This window comes from Bifidobacterium samirii, assembly GCF_003952945.1.
Lineage (GTDB): Bacteria > Actinomycetota > Actinomycetes > Actinomycetales > Bifidobacteriaceae > Bifidobacterium > Bifidobacterium samirii.
Window position 1 is genome coordinate 18,218 of sequence record NZ_QXGK01000009.1, and the last position, 17,515, is coordinate 35,732.

General features: G+C 66.8%; 13 protein-coding genes. 8 read left to right on the forward strand and 5 right to left on the reverse strand.

Going from position 1 to position 17,515, the window contains the following annotated elements; all coding sequences use genetic code 11:
- Positions 1–9: 9 nt before the first annotated feature.
- Together D2E24_RS05600 and guaA are read right to left on the reverse strand one after the other, a co-directional pair.
- Positions 10–432 carry a hypothetical protein gene (locus tag D2E24_RS05600; RefSeq protein WP_125968344.1) on the reverse strand — a complete coding sequence of 141 codons (423 nt, stop codon included), beginning with the start codon at positions 430–432 and terminating at the stop codon, positions 10–12.
- A gap of 340 nt (positions 433–772) precedes the next feature.
- Positions 773–2,335, reverse strand: coding sequence for a glutamine-hydrolyzing GMP synthase (guaA, locus tag D2E24_RS05605; RefSeq protein WP_125968345.1), 1,563 nt, complete (start codon positions 2,333–2,335; stop codon positions 773–775).
- Positions 2,336–2,790: 455 nt separating this feature from the next.
- Here guaA and D2E24_RS05615 point away from each other — a divergent pair, with 455 nt between their 5' ends.
- Positions 2,791–5,268, forward strand: a complete 2,478-nt coding sequence (locus D2E24_RS05615; RefSeq protein ID WP_125968346.1) for a phosphoketolase — start codon at positions 2,791–2,793, stop codon at positions 5,266–5,268.
- A gap of 178 nt (positions 5,269–5,446) precedes the next feature.
- Here D2E24_RS05615 and D2E24_RS10590 read toward each other — a convergent pair whose 3' ends face one another.
- Positions 5,447–5,668 (reverse strand): hypothetical protein, encoded by a 222-nt coding sequence (locus D2E24_RS10590; RefSeq protein WP_241222884.1) that lies wholly within the window; start codon positions 5,666–5,668, stop codon positions 5,447–5,449.
- On the opposite strand from D2E24_RS10590, the gene D2E24_RS05620 reads away from it, so the two are divergent.
- The 4 genes from D2E24_RS05620 (at position 5,562) to D2E24_RS05635 (ending at position 9,462) form a co-directional block, all read left to right on the forward strand.
- Complete coding sequence (locus D2E24_RS05620) at positions 5,562–6,539, forward strand: inorganic phosphate transporter (protein WP_241222880.1); 978 nt, start codon at positions 5,562–5,564, stop codon at positions 6,537–6,539. The genes D2E24_RS10590 and D2E24_RS05620 overlap by 107 nt on opposite strands.
- Positions 6,540–6,561: 22 nt before the next feature.
- Complete coding sequence (locus D2E24_RS05625) at positions 6,562–7,185, forward strand: DUF47 domain-containing protein (RefSeq protein ID WP_125968348.1); 624 nt, start codon at positions 6,562–6,564, stop codon at positions 7,183–7,185.
- A gap of 274 nt (positions 7,186–7,459) precedes the next feature.
- Positions 7,460–8,842: a Na+/H+ antiporter NhaA gene (gene nhaA / locus D2E24_RS05630; RefSeq protein WP_125968349.1), complete on the forward strand. Its 1,383-nt coding sequence runs from the start codon at positions 7,460–7,462 to the stop codon at positions 8,840–8,842.
- 65 nt (positions 8,843–8,907) lie between these two features.
- Positions 8,908–9,462 carry a methylated-DNA--[protein]-cysteine S-methyltransferase gene (locus D2E24_RS05635; protein WP_125968350.1) on the forward strand — a complete coding sequence of 185 codons (555 nt, stop codon included), beginning with the start codon at positions 8,908–8,910 and terminating at the stop codon, positions 9,460–9,462.
- 135 nt (positions 9,463–9,597) lie between these two features.
- Here the strand turns inward: D2E24_RS05635 and D2E24_RS05640 are convergent, their stop codons facing one another.
- Positions 9,598–10,923: a nucleobase:cation symporter-2 family protein gene (locus tag D2E24_RS05640; RefSeq protein ID WP_420897481.1), complete on the reverse strand. Its 1,326-nt coding sequence runs from the start codon at positions 10,921–10,923 to the stop codon at positions 9,598–9,600.
- A 134-nt stretch (positions 10,924–11,057) separates the two neighbouring features.
- The gene (locus D2E24_RS05645) at positions 11,058–11,636 is read right to left on the reverse strand and encodes a xanthine phosphoribosyltransferase (RefSeq protein WP_125968352.1); all 579 of its coding nucleotides are present in this window, start codon (positions 11,634–11,636) and stop codon (positions 11,058–11,060) included.
- Between the two features lie 124 nt (positions 11,637–11,760).
- Here D2E24_RS05645 and D2E24_RS05650 point away from each other — a divergent pair, with 124 nt between their 5' ends.
- The 3 genes from D2E24_RS05650 to D2E24_RS05665 all read left to right on the forward strand — a co-directional run bounded on the left by D2E24_RS05650 (position 11,761) and on the right by D2E24_RS05665 (position 17,499).
- Positions 11,761–13,752: an acyltransferase family protein gene (locus D2E24_RS05650; protein WP_277594743.1), complete on the forward strand. Its 1,992-nt coding sequence runs from the start codon at positions 11,761–11,763 to the stop codon at positions 13,750–13,752.
- Between the two features lie 55 nt (positions 13,753–13,807).
- Positions 13,808–16,882, forward strand: a complete 3,075-nt coding sequence (locus D2E24_RS10595; protein ID WP_420897480.1) for an ATP-dependent helicase — start codon at positions 13,808–13,810, stop codon at positions 16,880–16,882.
- 191 nt (positions 16,883–17,073) lie between these two features.
- Positions 17,074–17,499, forward strand: coding sequence for a DUF4418 family protein (locus D2E24_RS05665; RefSeq protein WP_125968353.1), 426 nt, complete (start codon positions 17,074–17,076; stop codon positions 17,497–17,499).
- The last annotated feature ends 16 nt before the right edge of the window (positions 17,500–17,515 follow it).

Sequence of the window (17,515 nt, forward strand, 5' to 3'; positions counted from 1 at the left end):
CGGTTCCTCCTACAAGTGATGGACAGAGCCTCGCGCCACGTCTATGGCTACCCGGAATATGATTGCTACCACCCAGTTACGGTTGATTTTGCCAGAGCCAGATAAGGCTTCCTGCATGTCGTCCTTCACCTTATCAAGACGCTCGATAAGAGCGGGTGAGGCGTTGAATTGCACACGATAGCGAATGTCCGGGCAATCAATGGTTTCATCCGTCGCGCCGAACATGGACGCGGGGGCTTTCCTGTAGAAATCAAAGTCCACAGGGCCGTTCTTGGAGACTTCGGCCTCGTAGACTTCAAGCGCATAGGCCAAGCAGGTCGCGAACGTAACGCGCACATCGGCCCCACCCAGCACATTTTCACGGTACAAATCTGCCACCGCATCACGGGTAAAGGCCACCTCCCGCCTGCAATCCATGTCCCATTTCTTCATGTTGTGCCTCCTTTTCTTTAGTAGTCACTCCCTCTGGAAGGAGGGAGTCGTTAGCCGTATTGTAGCCAGCGAGGCGGACGGACGCAACCCAAAACCACCAAATAAAACAAAGCGAGCGAAACGCGCCCAATCAGAGCCAATCAGAGCCAAGGCGAAGCCGTTTCAACACTCCCCATGGCCTACGGGTCGGGTGTAGAACCCTCCGGCCATGGGGAGCATTGAAACGGCTCGCAAGCTTGATTTCATGGGTAAATCCTCGGTCGGTACCATGTGGGTACCACGACAAGGACGCAAAACAAAAACGCCCCTGATAAACAGGGGCGCTCAGGCTTCTATATCTTTACTCCCACTCGATGGTTGCCGGCGGCTTGGAGGTGCAGTCGAGGACGACTCGGTTGATCTGACGGCATTCGTTGGTGATGCGCGTGGAGATCGTGGCGAGCACGTCGTACGGCAGGCGCGACCAGTCGGCGGTCATCGCGTCCTCGGAGGAGACGGGACGCAGCACGATCGGCATGCCGTAGGTGCGCTCGTCGCCCTGAACGCCCACGGAGTGGACGTCGGCGAGGAGGACGACCGGGCACTGCCAGATCTCGCGGTCGAGGCCGGCGCGGGACAGCTCCTCGCGGGCGATGGCGTCGGCGTCGCGCAGCAGGTCGAGGCGCTCCTTGGTGACCTCGCCGATGATGCGGATGCCCAGGCCCGGGCCCGGGAACGGCTGGCGCCAGACCATCTCGTCGGGCAGGCCCAGCTCGGTGCCGATGGCGCGCACCTCGTCCTTGAACAGGGTGCGCAGCGGCTCGACGAGCTCGAACTTGAGGTCGTCGGGCAGGCCGCCGACGTTGTGGTGGCTCTTGATGTTGGCCGCACCGTCGCCGCCGCCGGATTCGACGACGTCGGGGTAGAGGGTGCCCTGCACGAGGAACTTGACTTCCTTGCCTTCGGCGCCGGCCTCTTCGATGACCTGGCGCTGGGCCTTCTCGAACGTGCGGATGAACTTCTCGCCGATGATCTTGCGCTTGCGCTCCGGCTCGGACACGCCGGCCAGGGCGGTCAGGAAGTCGTCGGCCGCGTCGACGGCGATGAGCTTGATGCCGGTGGCCTCGACGAAGTCGTGCTTGACCTGCTCGACCTCGCCCTTGCGCAGCAGGCCGTGGTCGACGAACACGCAGGTGAGCTGGTCGCCGACGGCCTTGTGCACGAGGGCCGCGGCGACGGCGGAGTCGACGCCGCCGGACAGGCCGCAGATGACCTGGGCGTCGCCCACCTGGGCGCGGATCTTGGCGACCTGGTCCTCGATGATGCTGGAGGCGTCCCAGTCATTGGGCAGGCCGGCGCATTCGTGCAGGAAGGTCTCGATGAGGGCCTGGCCCATCGGGGTGTGCTTGACCTCGGGGTGCCACTGCACGCCGTAGAGCTTGCGGCTCTCGTCCTGCATGGCGGCGACGGGCGCGCCTTCGGTGTGGGCGAGGACCTCGAAGCCCTCCGGCGCGGTCTTGACGGCGACGCCGTGGCTCATCCAGGTGTTCTGGCGGTCGGGGGAGCCGGCCAGCAGGCCTTCGGCCTTGTCGATGGCGGTGTCGGTCTTGCCGTATTCGCCGAGGGCGGCCTTGTCGACGTCCGCGCCGAGCGCGTACGCCATCGCCTGGAAGCCGTAGCAGATGCCGAGCACCGGGACGCCGGCCTCGAACAGCTTGGCGTCGACGCGCGGGGCGCCGGGCTCGAACACGGAGGCGGGGCCGCCGGACAGGATGATGGCCTTGGGATCCTTGGCGAGGATCTCCTCGACGGGCATGGAGTGGGGCACGAGTTCCGAATAGACTCCGGCCTCACGCACGCGGCGGGCGATGAGCTGGGCGTACTGGGCGCCGAAGTCGACGACGAGCACAGGACCTGTTGCCATGTATTCTCCCTTATATAGAGGTAGCCGAGTTGGACGGAATAACACGACCATTGTGGCGTTGCGCGGCGACATCGGGCCGTTCTGACGCGCCGTGGCGGCGGACCCGGGGAATGTGACATATCGTTACGTTCGATTGAACAACACGCCGCGGCACCTGATGGCGAAACGAACGTGGCGAACCCGTTCAAAACGTTGATTCGGCGCGGAATTGAGCCGTTTTCGGCGTTTCTGCGAACCATTGTCGTGTTCACAAAACGGCCACCAAAACCGCACAAAAGATGAGATTTTTAGAACATTTACGAACAGACATGCAAAAAAACAGCCAAAAGTCGAACGTAGTACGTAATATACCGAAGTGATTGGGAGCGGGCTTGCGCGCGATCGCAAGGTCACGTCGGTTCGCGACCTAGACAATAATCAATCGCACAACACAGTGCAGGAGTACAGGAGTACATATGACGAGTCCTGTTATTGGCACCCCTTGGAAGAAGCTTGACGCTCCGGTTTCCGAGGAAGCCCTCGAAGGCGTTGACAAGTACTGGCGCGCTTCCAACTACCTTTCCATCGGCCAGATCTATCTGCGCTCGAACCCGCTGATGAAGGAGCCCTTCACTCGTGACGACGTGAAGCACCGCCTCGTCGGCCACTGGGGCACCACTCCGGGCCTGAACTTCCTGATCGGCCACATCAACCGCTTCATCGCGGACCACGGCCAGAACACCGTGATCATCATGGGCCCGGGCCACGGCGGCCCGGCCGGTACCTCCCAGTCCTACCTGGACGGCACCTACACCGAGACCTTCCCGGCGATCACCAAGGATGAGGCCGGCCTGCAGAAGTTCTTCCGCCAGTTCTCCTACCCGGGCGGCATTCCGTCCCACTTCGCTCCGGAGACCCCGGGCTCCATCCACGAGGGTGGCGAGCTGGGCTACGCCCTGTCCCACGCCTTCGGCGCCGTGATGAACAACCCGAGCCTGTTCGTGCCGGCCATCGTCGGCGACGGCGAGGCCGAGACCGGCCCGCTGGCCACCGGCTGGCAGTCCAACAAGCTGATCAACCCGCGCACCGACGGCATCGTGCTGCCGATCCTGCACCTGAACGGCTACAAGATCGCCAACCCGACCATCCTGGCCCGCATCTCCGACGAAGAGCTGCATGACTTCTTCCACGGCATGGGCTACGAGCCGTACGAGTTCGTCGCCGGCTTCGACGACGAGTCCAACGCCTCGATCCACCGTCGCTTCGCCGAGCTGTTCGAGTCCATCTGGGACGAGATCTGCGACATCAAGGCCGCCGCGAACACCGACGATGTGCATCGTCCGTTCTACCCGATGCTGATCTTCCGCACCCCGAAGGGCTGGACCTGCCCGAAGTTCATCGACGGCAAGAAGACCGAGGGCTCCTGGCGTTCGCACCAGGTCCCGCTGGCTTCCGCCCGCGACACCGAGGCCCACTTCGAGGTCCTCAAGAACTGGCTCGAGTCCTACAAGCCGGAGGAGCTGTTCGACGAGAACGGCGCCGTCCGTCCTGAGGTCACCGCGTTCATGCCGGAAGGCGAGCTGCGCATCGGCGCCAACCCGAACGCCAACGGCGGCGTGATCCGCGAGGATCTGAAGCTCCCGGCGCTCGAGGACTACGAGGTCAAGGAAGTCAAGGAGTTCGGCCACGGCTGGGGCCAGCTCGAGGCCACCCGCGCCCTGGGCACCTACACCCGCGACATCATCAAGCTGAACCCGGATTCGTTCCGCATCTTCGGACCGGACGAGACCGCCTCCAACCGTCTGCAGGCCGCCTACGACGTCACCAACAAGCAGTGGGACGCCGGCTACCTGTCGGAGCAGGTCGATGAGCACATGGCCGTCACCGGCCAGGTCACCGAGCAGCTCTCCGAGCACCAGATGGAAGGCTTCCTCGAGGCCTACCTGCTGACCGGCCGTCACGGCATCTGGAGCTCCTACGAGTCCTTCGTGCACGTGATCGACTCCATGCTCAACCAGCATGCGAAGTGGCTCGAGGCCACCGTCCGTGAGATCCCGTGGCGCAAGCCGATCTCCTCGATGAACCTGCTGGTCTCCTCGCACGTCTGGCGTCAGGACCACAACGGCTTCTCGCACCAGGATCCGGGCGTCACCTCCGTCCTGCTGAACAAGTGCTTCAACAACGACCACGTCATCGGCATCTACTTCCCGGTGGATTCCAACATGCTGCTGGCCGTGGCCGAGAAGTGCTACAAGTCCACCAACATGATCAACGCCATCGTCGCCGGCAAGCAGCCGGCCGCCACCTGGCTGACCCTGGACGAGGCTCGCGCCGAGCTCGAGAAGGGTGCCGCCGAGTGGAAGTGGGCCTCCAACGTGGAGTCCAACGACGAGGCCGACATCGTGCTGGCCGCCGCCGGTGACGTCCCGCAGCAGGAGCTCATGGCCGCCGCCGACAAGCTGGCCGCCCTGGGCATCAAGTTCAAGGTCGTCAACGTGGTGGATCTGGTCAAGCTGCAGTCCGCCAAGGAGAACAACGAGGCCCTGTCCGACGAGGAGTTCGCCGAGATCTTCACCGAGGACAAGCCGGTTCTGTTCGCCTACCACTCCTACGCCCGCGACATCCGTGGTCTGATCTACGATCGCCCGAACCACGACAACTTCAACGTCCACGGCTACGAGGAGCAGGGCTCCACCACCACCCCGTACGACATGGTCCGCGTGAACAACATCGACCGCTATGAGCTGACCGCCGAGGCCCTGCGCATGGTCGACGCCGAGAAGTTCGCCGACAAGATCGCCGAGCTCGAGGCCTTCCGTCAGGAAGCCTTCCAGTTCGCGGTCGACAACGGCTACGATCACCCGGATTACACCGACTGGATCTACTCCGGTGTGAAGACCGACGTCCAGGGTGCCGTCACCGCCACCGCCGCCACCGCCGGCGACAACGAGTGATGACGCTTCTGCCGTAACCACGGTCTGAGCTGATCGAACCCCCGGGAGCAATCCCGGGGGTTCCTTCATATCCAAGGACGGTATGAGGTCGGTTCAGGGCCGATCCGGGGAGCGCTTCGGGACGACTCGCCGCAGCGGCTCGCACATCCGGTAGCACGGTTCCGCTACAATCAGTGTGTCAGTTTGCCCACCCCTCGAAGAAGAAGGAACCAACCCCCTTGGATGTGTCCTTTTCCCATTTCATCCAACAGGTGCTCTCGAATCCGGCGTTGACCGTCACGACGTTGCTGACGCTGGGAGTCATCTTCGTCAACGGATGGACCGACGCCCCCAATGCGATCGCCACCTGCGTGACCACGCGGTGCATGCGCGTGCGGTCGGCCGTCATCATGGCCGCCATATTCAACTTCCTCGGCGTCTTCCTGATGACCCAGTTCAACGCGTCCGTCGCCTCCACGATCTCCAACATGGTCGACTTCGGCGGTGACACCAACTCGGCCCTCATCGCCCTGTGCGCGGCCCTGTTCTCCATCGTCGTCTACAGCGTCGGCGCATCCCTGCTCGGCATCCCCACGTCGGAGAGCCACAGCCTCATCGCCGGCCTGTCGGGCGCTGCCATCGCCATCCAGGGCGGCATCGGCGGCATCAACATGGGCGAATGGGTCAAGGTGCTCTACGGTCTGGTCGCCAGCATCGTCATCGGATTCGGCATGGGCTGGATCGTCTGCAAGCTCGTGACGATCATCTGCGCCGGCATGGACCGCCGCCGCGCGAACGGCGTCTTCACGTACGCGCAGATCGTCGGCGCCGCCGCCATGAGCTTCATGCACGGCGCACAGGACGGCCAGAAGTTCATCGGCGTGCTGTTCCTCGGCATGGCGTTCTGCAACGGCCAGTCCAGCGTCGCCGGCGTCGTCATCCCCGTATGGCTGATGATCCTGTGCAGCACCATCATGGGCGTCGGCACGTCCGTCGGCGGCGAGCGCATCATCAAATCCGTCGGCCAGGACATGGTCAAGCTCGAGAAGTACCAGGGCTTCGCCGCCGACCTGTCCAGCGCGCTGTGCCTGCTGCTCATGACCGTGCTCGGCATCCCCGTGTCCACCACGCACACCAAGACCAGCGCCATCATGGGCGTCGGCTCGGTGCGCCGCCTGTCGGCCATCAACTTCGGCGTCGTGCGCGACATGATGCTCACCTGGGTGTTCACGTTCCCCGGCTGCGGCCTGATCAGCTTCCTCATGGCCAAGCTGTTCATGTTCGTGTTCTAAGAGTTTCAGGAAAGGACCCATAATGGCGAAAAAGAACGACTCCTTCTACTTCGACGCGTTCCGGGAGAGCGCCGACTGCGCGTGCCGTGCGGCGAAGCTGCTGTCGGACGTGATGCACGACTACGATCCGGAGCGTCTGCGCGAGCACATGGCCGCGATGCACGAGATCGAGCAGGCCGCCGACGACGTGCGCCACGGCGTCATGGACGAGCTGGTCTCCGCGTTCATCACCCCATTCGAACGCGAGGACATCGCCGAGCTCAGCCACATCCTCGACGACGTGACCGACCGCATCGACGGCACGCTCCAGCGCCTCTACTACGACAACGTGACCGAGATCCGCCCCGACGCGCTCGAGATGGTCGACATGGTCGCCAAGTCGTGCAAGCGCATGGCGAAGCTCATCGACGAACTGCCGCGCTTCAAGCGCTCCAAGAAGCTGCGCAAGCTGGTGTTCGACGTCAACAACATCGAGTCGGACGCCGACACGCTGTACGTGGACGCGATGCGCGCCCTGCACACCGACGGCACCGACGCGCTGCAGGTGTTCGCCTGGCATGAGGTGTACGCCAACCTCGAGCTGTGCACCGACGACTGCGAGCACGTGGCCGACGCAGTGGACCACATCGTCATGAAGAACAGCTGACGACGGCGGCACGACGGTAGCAGCACGCGAGCCCCGATTCCGGGGAGCGGAGGGGACCAATCCTCCGTTCCCCGGAATCGGGGCTCTCTGTTATCCGCCGGCCGGGCACGTCCGACGCGCCCGATGTACGCGCTTCGGAAAATTCCGTCCCGGAATATAGACGCTCTGATACGCTGGAACACGTTGAATCCTCGCGGCCCCGCGCCATCCGGCGGCATCTCGCCCGCCGTGCGCGCCACGGCCGACTCCCTTCACGGTAAAACCAAGGAGCATCATGCCGCAGACCCCGCCCATCCACGAAAGCATCCTGCGCCCGGGCGCCGCCAAGGTGCACCGGCGCAAGCAGCGTCTCATCGAATTCACCCATTCCTCCACCCGTGCCACCATGCTCATGGTGGGTGCGGCACTGCTGGCGTTCCTCATCGAGAACACGCCGGCGCTGCCGTACTTCAACGAGTTCTGGCATTCCGTGCACCTCTCGTTCGCGATCGGATCGTTCAGCGCCGACATCAGCCTCGAGCATTTCATCAACGACTTCCTGATGTCGCTGTTCTTCCTCATGGTCGGCCTGGAGATCAAGCACGAGATCCGCGCCGGCGAACTCACCGAGCCGCGCAAGGCGGTGCTGCCGATCGTCGCCGCCGCCGGCGGCGCGATCATGCCGGCGCTCGTCTACCTCGCCGTCAACGCCGGCGGCCAGTACGCGGGCGGCTGGGGCGTGCCGATGGCCAACGACATCGCGTTCTGCCTCGGCCTGCTCGCCCTGCTCGGCCGGCGTGTGCCGTCGGGGCTGCGCGCCTACCTGTCGACGATGACCATCGCCGACGACATGATCGCGATCGGCGTGATCGCCCTGTTCTACACGCAGGACCTGAGCGTGCCGTGGCTGCTGGCCGCGCTGGTGCCGCTCGCGGTGCTGGTCGCGTTCAACCGCTGCCACATCTACGACCTGACGCCCTACCTGGTGGTCGGATTCGCCCTGTGGGTGTGCGTCCTGTTCTCCGGCGTGCACGCCACGCTCGCCGGCGTGCTGCTCGCCCTGACCATCCCCGCCCGCTCCGAGATCGAACTCGACCGGGTGAGCCGCTGGTTCTCCAACCATGCGCTGTCGATCGAGGACCGCTACGATCCGGGCGAACCCGACGTGGCGCAGAAGGAGTACCTGCGCGAGGTGTATTCGATCCGCCGCGTCTCCAGCGCGTCCATTCCGCCCACGATCCGTCTCGAGAAGGCGCTGCACACGTTCGTGTACTTCTTCGTGCTGCCCCTGTTCGCGTTCTCCAACGCGGGCGTGGTGCTCGGCGGCATGTCCGTGGGGCAGATCGTCACCAGCCCGGTCGCGATCGGCGTGTTCTTCGGACTGCTCGTCGGCAAGCCGCTGGGCATCTTCCTCGCCACATGGATCACGGTGAAGACGGGCGTCTCGACGCTGCCGCGCGGCGTCAAGTGGGGGCATGTCGTCGGCGTGTCCGCGCTGGGCGGCGTCGGCTTCACGATGGCGATCTTCGTGACGAACCTCTCGTTCGCCGACCCGCAGATCGCCGCGATCGCCAAGACGTCGATCCTCGCCGCGTCGATCGTCGCCGGCGCGATCGGCTTCATGATCCTGCGCCACGAGGCGCTCGACGCGGCGCGCGACGAGCCGGCGGGGGAGTAGCGTCGGCGTGCGCCGACGTACGATGGTCGTCGACGGACGATGCAATCGGACGGAAGGGCGCGCATATGGACATGACGACATGGGTCGACTCGCCGCTGGGCCGCATCCTGCTCGCCTGCGACGGCGTCGGGCTGACCGGACTGTGGTTCGACGGGCAGCGGCATTTCGCACGCGGCCTCGACCCGGAATCCGAACGCCGCGACGACGCGCCCGCGTTCGCGGCGGCGAAGGCGTGGCTGGACGCCTACTTCGCGGGGGAGCGGCCCGACCCGTCGTCGGTGCCGCTGCACCCGCGCGGCACGCCGTTCCAGCGTGAGGTGTGGGACCGGCTGTCCGCCATTTCGTACGGGGAGACGACCACGTACGGCGCGATTGCGGCTTCGATCGCTGACGAATCGAACATCAGCGTCACCGCCGCCGACGCGCCACGCCGCGTGTCGGCGCGCGCGGTCGGCGGAGCCGTCGGACGCAATCCGATCTCGCTGATCGTGCCCTGCCATCGCGTCGTCGCCGCATCCGGCGCGCTCACCGGCTACGCGGGCGGCGTCGACCGCAAGCGACGGCTGCTCGCCTGGGAGGGCGGCGATGCGGACGCGTTCGCAGGAGCGGCCGTCATCTGAGCGGAGCCGGACCGGATCATCTGAAGAACGACGAAGGGCGGGACCGTGTACGATACACGGTCCCGCCCTTCGTCATCCGGGTCGGTGTACGGCTGTGCCGCTCATGTCGGCGGCGGACCGTCCATCACTCGCACATCACTCGGCGTCCTTGGCCTCGGCCGGAGCGGACAGGAAGTGGTCCTCGCTCGGCAGTACCGCGTTGAGGATCACGGCCACGACGAACGCGACGGCGATGCAGTTCGAGGCGAAGATCTGCTGGAACAGGGCCGGGAAGTGCACGAAGATGTCGCTCACCTGCGTGAAGCCGATGCCCACGGTCAGGCTCAGCGCGGCGATCGTGATGTTGCGCTGCGTGTAGCCCGCCTCGGAGATCATCTGGAAGCCGGAGAGGATGATGTTGCCGAACATCATGATCGTGCAGCCGCCCAGCACCGCCTGCGGCAGCGAGTTGAACACCTCGGCGATGGCCGGCACGAAGCTGGCGACCACGAGGATCAGACCGCCGGAGAGGATGACCTTGCGGTTGACGACCTTGGTCATCGCCACGAGGCCGATGTTCTGCGCGAACGAGGTGAGCGGCAGGCAGCCGAACAGGCCGGAGACGGTCGAGATCAGACCGTCGCCCGCGATCGCGCCGGCGGTCTCCTTCTCGGTGGGCAGACGGTTGAGGCCCACCTTGGTCAGCGCGGCCGTGTCGCCCAGCACCTCGACGGAGGAGACGACGTACAGCAGGCCGAGCGAGATGATCGCGCCCCAGTCGAACACCGGCTTGACCGGCATGATCTGCGGCACGGACACGATCGCCAGATCCTGGAATCCGGAGAAGTCGACCTTGCCCATGCAGATGGCCACCACATAGCCGACGACCAGGCCGAACAGCACCGACAGCTGCTTGGCGGTGCCCTTCATGAGCAGCTGGAACGCGAGGCAGGCGATCAGCGAGATCAGGCCGAGCGTCAGGTTCTGCCAGGAGCCGAAGTCGGCCGCGCCCGAGCCGCCGCCGAAGCTCTCGGCGCCGACGGTCAGCAGGGAGAAGCCGATCGAGGTGACGACGATCGCGGAGACGATCGGCGGGACGAAGCGGCGCCAGTACTTGGCGGTCAGGCCCAGCACCAGCTCGAGCAGGCCGCCGACGATGACCGCGCCGATCACGGCGCCGTAGCCCTTGTCGGCGCAGATCGCGCACGCGGCCGCCACGTAGGTGAACGAGATGCCGGTCACCATCGGCAGACGCGAGCCGATCAGCCACGCGCCGTACAGCTGCAGGCAGGTGCCCAGACCGGCCACGAGCAGACCCGCCTGGATGATGACGGCCGACTGGGCGGCGTCCATCTTCGCCGCGGACGCGACGATGAAGATCGGGGCGAGGTTCGCCACGAACATGGCCATGACATGCTGCAGGCCGAAGGGGATGCCGCGCCAGAACGAGACGGGCGCGTCGAGGGAGGTCAGCGCCTCCATCGAGATGCCGTTGGACTTCTTCTCAGTGCTCAACGTTCTTCCTCTCTTGTATGAGCTCTCTCAAACACCATCGAAAGGCGGCGGCGCGGACTCGGCCTCATAAAGGCCGTATCCGCACCGCCGCCGGAACGCATTCAGCGGAAGGTGATCTCGCCGGTCTCGGGGTCCATCGCCTCGACGATGGCCAGGGACTCGACGTCGTAGCCCTCCTCGCGCAGCTTGTCGCCGCCGCCCTGGAAGCCCTTCTCCACGGCGATGCCGATGCCCTCGACGGTCGCGCCCGCATGGTCGCAGATGTCGATCAGGCCGCGCAGCGCCTTGCCGTTGGCCAGGAAGTCGTCGATGAGCAGGACGTGGTCCTCGGGACCCAGGTACTTGCGCGAGACGATGACCGGGAACTCGCGCTGCTTGGTGAACGAGTAGACGGTGGTGACGTACTGGTCGCCGTCGAGGTTGATCGACTGGGCCTTCTTGGCGAACACGACCGGCACGTTGCCGAAATGACGGGAGGCCATGCAGGCGATGCCGATGCCGGACGCCTCGATGGTGAGGATCTTGGTGATCTGCTTGCCGGCGAAATGCTCCGCCCACGCGGCGCCCATGGCGTCGAACAGGGCCACGTCGCACTGGTGGTTCAGGAAGGCGTCGACCTTCAGCACATTGCCGACCTTGACCGTGCCCTCCTGGCGGATGCGCTCCTCGAGTTCCTTCATAACACCCTTTCGATCGGTGTGGTTTCGGATGGTTGCAAACGGCCAGTCTACGCGCTCTCGCTGACCTCGCCGCGGCCGGTGTCGCGCCGCGCCGGTTGGTCCTGCCGTGTCGTAGCATGGCAGGGTGATCGAAGCGACAAAAGAGGGGGCGCGGGGGAGGTCCGCCGCGCGGTTCATCGGACTTGACGGCATCAAAGGTCTGGCATTGGCCGGCATCATCTGGTACCACCTGTCCCAGCGGACGATGCCCGGCGGTTTCATCGGCGTGGACGTGTTCTTCGCCATCTCCGGATTCCTGCTCGGACTGAGCCTGCTGCGCGAGGCGGAGCGGGACGGGCGCATCGCGCTCGGATGGTTCTATCTGCGTCGTCTGGCCCGACTGTGGCCGGCGATGGTCGTGATGATCGGCGCGGTCGTCTCGTTCGCATGGCTCGTGGGGCGCGAGGCGCTCGTCGGCGTGGGAGGCAAAAGCCTTGCCGCGGCGCTGTTCGCGACGAACTGGTACGAGATCGCCACCGGCGGCAGCTATTTCGCATCCACGTCGCCCCAGCCGCTGCGCCACCTGTGGTTCGTGGCGCTGCTGGCGCAGGTCACGCTCGTCCTGCCGCTGCTGATCGGCCTGCTGCAGCGCTTCATCGCCCCCAAATGGGCGCGCGTCGCCATCGTCGTCGCCCTCGCCGCATGCTCGGCGGGCGGCATGGCGCTGCTGTACCGTCCCGACGCCGACCCGACGCGCGTGTACTTCGGCACCGACACGCACTGCTTCGCGCTGCTGCTGGGCGTCGCGTTCGCGATGGCCGTCCACTGGTACGGCGGGCCGCTCGTCGGCGACGGCGCGCGTCACCGCGTCGCCGGGACCGTCGCCCCGTGGCTGGCCACGGCGGCGCTGATCGTCCTGGGATACCTCGCCCTGCACGTCGGACAGGACGCAAGCGCATTCCGCGGCGGACTGGTCGCCGCCGCGCTGTGCGCGATCGTGTTCATCGCCGGATCGGTGTTCCCCGGATCGTGGATGACGTCGCTGCTCACCTGGCGTCCGCTGGCGCTGATGGGCCGCTATTCGTACGGCATCTACCTGTGGCACTGGCCGCTGTTCGTGCTCATCCAGATGCTGCTGCCCGGCTGGCGCGGCAAGGGCATGTGGCTGATCTGGCTGCTCACGCTGGTCTCCACCGTCGCGATGACGGCGCTGTCGTGGTGGATGGTCGAACGCCCGCTCGCCCGCCGCATCGACATAATGCGACGCCGTCGCGCCGACGCCGCCCGGAGCGTCGGATCGGCGCCCGTGGCCGGAGGCCCGGTGCCGGAGCCGCCGACTGCGTTCGCCCCGCCGGCCGACGTGTCGCAGGCGCGTGCGCGCGTCGTGGACGACGTCATCGAACGGCTGCGCCCGTTCGTCACGGCGCTGCTGTGCGCGCTGTTCGCCGTCGGATTCGTGTTCGGCGTCAAGGACGCGCCCGCCAAATCGCGCGTCCAGGAGATGCTGGAGGCCAATCAGTCGTCCCTCGACGCGCAGAACGAGAAGCGCGAGCATGACGCCAAGGCCGCCGAGGAGGCGAAGAGGCAGGCCGAGGAGCAGGCGAAGCGCCGCGAGCAGGCGCGCGCCGACGCCGAGCAGAACCTCACCGGCGACGACATCACCGTGATCGGCGACTCGGTCACGGTCGGCGCGTCCCCGGCCCTGGAGGAGCTGCTGCCCGGCATCGTCATCGACGCGCAGACGTCCCGCCACATCGCCACCGGCCCCGACCTGGTGTCCAACCTCAAGGCGCAGGGACAGCTGCGCCAGTACGTGGTCGTCTCGCTCAATACGAACGGCACGGTCACGCCGGACGACTACGCGAACATCGCCGCCGCGGCCGGCGACGGGCATGTGCTCGTCATCGTCAACGGCTACGGCGACCGCAGCTGGATGCCCGGCGGCAACGAGGCGGCCGCCGAATACGTGCGCACCCACTCGTCCACGGCCACGCTGGCCGACTGGAACGCGGCCATCGGCGCCCACACCGACATGCTGACCGCCGACGGCATCCACCCGGAGGTGCCCGGCCAGCAGCTGTACGCGCAGACCGTCAAGGACGCCATCGTCGACTGGATCGCCGACCACGCGCAGTGACGCCGCCGCGTGATACGCTGATCGGCCCGATCCCCGGACCCGCATCGCATCCACGATGCGGGTCCGGCACCACCATGGCGCAACCACGCCGCAACCACGCCGTAACCATGACGCAACCATGAAGGGAAGCACCGTGCAGCACGATCCCGACCTCATCGTCAGAACCGCCCAGGAGCTCGTGGGCGACCTCAACCCGCAGCAGGCCGAAGCCGTGCAGTACCGTGGTCCGGCGCTGCTGATCGGCGCGGGCGCCGGCTCGGGCAAGACGCGCGTGCTCACCCGCCGCATCGCCTACATCCTCAGTCAGATGAACGCATGGCCCAGCCAGGTGCTCGCCATCACGTTCACCAACAAGGCCGCCGCCGAGATGCGCGAACGTCTCGAAGGGCTGATCGGCCCGGTCGCCAGACGCATGTGGGTGTCGACGTTCCATTCGGCGTGCGTGCGCATCCTGCGCCGCGACGGCCGCTCGATCGGCCTCGACCCCGGCTTCTCGATCTACGACACGGCCGATTGCGAGCGTCTCATCAAGATGATCGCCGCCGACCTGAACGTGGACGTCAAGCGCTACACGCCGCGCGTGATCCTGACGCGCATCTCCGACTACAAGAACAACCTGGAGGACTGGCGCGACCGTCTGCGCAAGCACGCGCCCGACTACCGCCCCGGACAGAAGGGATACACGGTGACCGCCGGCGGCGACGTCGAGGCGCTGTACGCGGTGATGTACGCCGAATACCAGCATCGCCTCGCCGCGGCGAACGCGGTCGACTTCGACGACCTCATCGGCCGCACCGTCGAGCTGCTGCGCACCGACGCGGACGTCGCCCGGTACTACCGGAGCAAGTTCCGCTACATCCTCGTCGACGAGTACCAGGACACCAACCACGCCCAGTACGTGCTCGTGCGCGAGCTGGCCGGCGTCGACGCCGCGAAGGCGGGCGCCGGTGCCGCCGGCGTGCAGCCGGGGGAGACGGCTGCGGCTCCGGCGTTCCCGTCCGCCGCGGCGATGCCCGGCGCGGCGTCGCCGATGGCGGCGTTCCCGGCGGCCGCGCCCGTTCCGGCCGCTTCCGCGGCGCCGACGTTCGACTTCGGCTGGGGCGAGGACGAGTGGGGCGGCTGGGACGAGCCGTCGCCGTCGTTCGCGCCGTCCCCGGCCGCACCCGCGTCGGCGGGCATGGCCGGCGGACTGCCGTTCGGCGTCCCCGGCGCGGCCGCCGCGTCCGCATCCGTCGCGCCGGCCGCGTCGTCGACGGCGACCGCCGGCCGCGAGGGACAGGCGTGGATCACCGTCGTGGGCGACTCCGACCAGTCGATCTACGCGTTCCGCGGCGCCGACATCCGCAACATCCAGGACTTCGAGCAGGACTTCCCGAACGCGAAGACGATCATGCTCGAACAGAACTACCGGTCCACGCAGACCATCCTCGACGCGGCCAACGCGGTGATCGCGCTCAACGAGGGCCGCAAGCCCAAGCGCCTGTGGACCGCGCTCGGCAAGGGCGAGCCGATCGTCGGCTACGCGGCCGACAACCCGCAGCAGGAGGCGCGCTGGATCGCCGGCGAGATCGCCCGACTGCACGGCGAGGAGGGCATCGCGTACACGGACATGGCGATCATGTACCGCGCCAACGCCCAGTCGCGTTCGCTCGAGGAGGCGCTCATCAACGCGGGGCTCCCGTACCAGCTGGTCGGCGGCACGCGCTTCTACGAGCGCCGCGAGATCAAGGACGCGATCGCCTACCTGCAGGCGATCGTCAATCCGGCCGACGACGTGAACATGCGCCGCATCCTCAACGTGCCCAAGCGCGGTCTGGGCGCCAGGGCCGAGGAGGTCGTGGCCGGCCACGCCGACGCGCACGCGCTCACGTTCTACGGCGCGATCGAACGGCTCGACGAGATCGAAGGCGCGCCCACGCGCACCGCGAAGCAGCTGCGCGTCTTCCGCGACCTGATGGCCGGTCTGCGCGACTTCGCCGCCGACCCGGCCAACCGGCCCTCGCAGATCGTCGCCGAAGTGCTCGCCCGCACCGGCATGCTCGACGAACTGCGCGCCTCCGAGGACCCGCAGGACGCGTCGCGCGTGGAGAACCTCTCCCAGCTGCAGTCCGTCGCCGCCGAATTCGAGCAGAACACGCCCGACGCGACGCTCGCCGGATTCCTCGAGACGACCGCGCTCGTGGCCGACTCCGACCAGCTGCCCTCCGAAGGCGAGGACAGCGGTAAGGTCACGCTCATGACCCTGCACACCGCCAAGGGCCTCGAATACCCGGTCGTGTTCCTCACCGGCATGGAACAGGGCACGTTCCCGCATTCGCGCGCGATGGAGGATGCGAGCGAACTGTCCGAGGAGCGTCGCCTCGCATACGTGGGCATCACCCGCGCCAAGCGCCGGCTGTACGTGACCCGCGCCGCCGTGCGCGCCCAGTGGGGGCAGGCCGCCGACATGACGCCCAGCCAGTTCCTCGACGAGATCCCCGCCGAGCTCATCGACTGGAAGCGCCGTGAGGCCGGCATGGAACGCATGCGCGCCTCGTGGGGGAGCGGCGACGACGAATTCGGCGGATGGGGCGACGACGACTTCGGCTCGTCGTACGGCAGCTCGTCGTACGGAGGCTCGTCCTACGGAGGCTCGTACGGGTCGCGCGGCGGTTCCGCGTACGGGTCCCGCTCCTACGGATCGTCGGAATCGTACGGTTCCTCCTACGGCGGCTCGTCGTACGGATCGTTGTACGGCGGTTCCCGTTCGCGCGGCGGATCGCGCTCCTACGGCTCGTCCGGCTCGTCGTACGGCGGTTCGTCCTACGGATCCCGGTCCGGCTCGTACGGTTCGTCCGGCTCGTCCGGCACGTCGCGCAACGGCAAGGTGACGCCCCGCCGCGCCGCGCCCAAGACCGGCGCCGGCGCATCGGGCGCCGGAACGGCCGCGGCTGCGTCTTCGCTGCGCAAGGACAACGGGCTCGACATCGCCGACTTCCACATCGGCGACCGCATCACCCACGACCAGTACGGTCTGGGCAAGGTCGTCGACGCGCAGGACAAGGGACGCAACTCGGTCATCACCGTCGACTTCGGTTCCGCCGGCGTCAAACGGCTCATGCTGCGCGTCGCCCCCATCGAAAAGCTCTGAATCGGCGCGGCCGCCGGTCGGACGGCGGCCGGCCGGCGGACAACCGGGCCTCCTTCACGACTCCCCGCCGGGAGCCGTGAAGGAGGCCCGCATTATATCCACGTCCGTCTCAAAGTCAAGGCTTGTATTCGGACGCATCGCGGCGGATAATCGCGTACGGTCACCAGGGAAGCAACAAGAGAGGAAGACCCATGACCCGCATCCCGTTCACCGCGCTGCCCGCCGTCGCATTCGGCGCGCTCGCCGCCATCGCGCCCCAGACCTTCGCCCACGCCTGCCAGGGCCACGACACGCCGGGCGCCTGCCACTACGCCCAGCAGGCCGCCACCGGCATCGGCGTCGCGATGCTGGCCATCGGCGTCATCGCCCTGTTCGCACGTCCCGCCATGCGCGCCGGACTCAACGCGGCCGCCGCCGTCATCGCGCTGCTGCTCATCGCCGTGCCGACCGTGCTCATCGGCGTCTGCCCGGGAGCGATGATGCACTGCCGCATGGTCATGCTGCCCACGCTCATCGTCGTCGGCGCGCTCGCCGCCATCTGCTGCCTCATCGCCGCCTGGGCCGACCTGCGCGCCGACAGGGCCGACCGCGCCCGCACGGCCCTCGCCGCCGCCTGACCGGCATCGGAGGAAC

Coding starts and splice junctions, on each gene's coding strand:
- D2E24_RS05600 (WP_125968344.1), bottom strand. CDS start 432: ATGAAGAAATGGGACATGGATTGCAGGCGGGAGGTGGCCTTTACCCGT.
- guaA (WP_125968345.1), bottom strand. CDS start 2,335: ATGGCAACAGGTCCTGTGCTCGTCGTCGACTTCGGCGCCCAGTACGCC.
- D2E24_RS05615 (WP_125968346.1), top strand. CDS start 2,791: ATGACGAGTCCTGTTATTGGCACCCCTTGGAAGAAGCTTGACGCTCCG.
- D2E24_RS10590 (WP_241222884.1), bottom strand. CDS start 5,668: ATGGCGGCCATGATGACGGCCGACCGCACGCGCATGCACCGCGTGGTC.
- D2E24_RS05625 (WP_125968348.1), top strand. CDS start 6,562: ATGGCGAAAAAGAACGACTCCTTCTACTTCGACGCGTTCCGGGAGAGC.
- nhaA (WP_125968349.1), top strand. CDS start 7,460: ATGCCGCAGACCCCGCCCATCCACGAAAGCATCCTGCGCCCGGGCGCC.
- D2E24_RS05635 (WP_125968350.1), top strand. CDS start 8,908: ATGGACATGACGACATGGGTCGACTCGCCGCTGGGCCGCATCCTGCTC.
- D2E24_RS05640 (WP_420897481.1), bottom strand. CDS start 10,923: ATGGAGGCGCTGACCTCCCTCGACGCGCCCGTCTCGTTCTGGCGCGGC.
- D2E24_RS05645 (WP_125968352.1), bottom strand. CDS start 11,636: ATGAAGGAACTCGAGGAGCGCATCCGCCAGGAGGGCACGGTCAAGGTC.
- D2E24_RS10595 (WP_420897480.1), top strand. CDS start 13,808: ATGCGGGTCCGGCACCACCATGGCGCAACCACGCCGCAACCACGCCGT.
- D2E24_RS05665 (WP_125968353.1), top strand. CDS start 17,074: ATGACCCGCATCCCGTTCACCGCGCTGCCCGCCGTCGCATTCGGCGCG.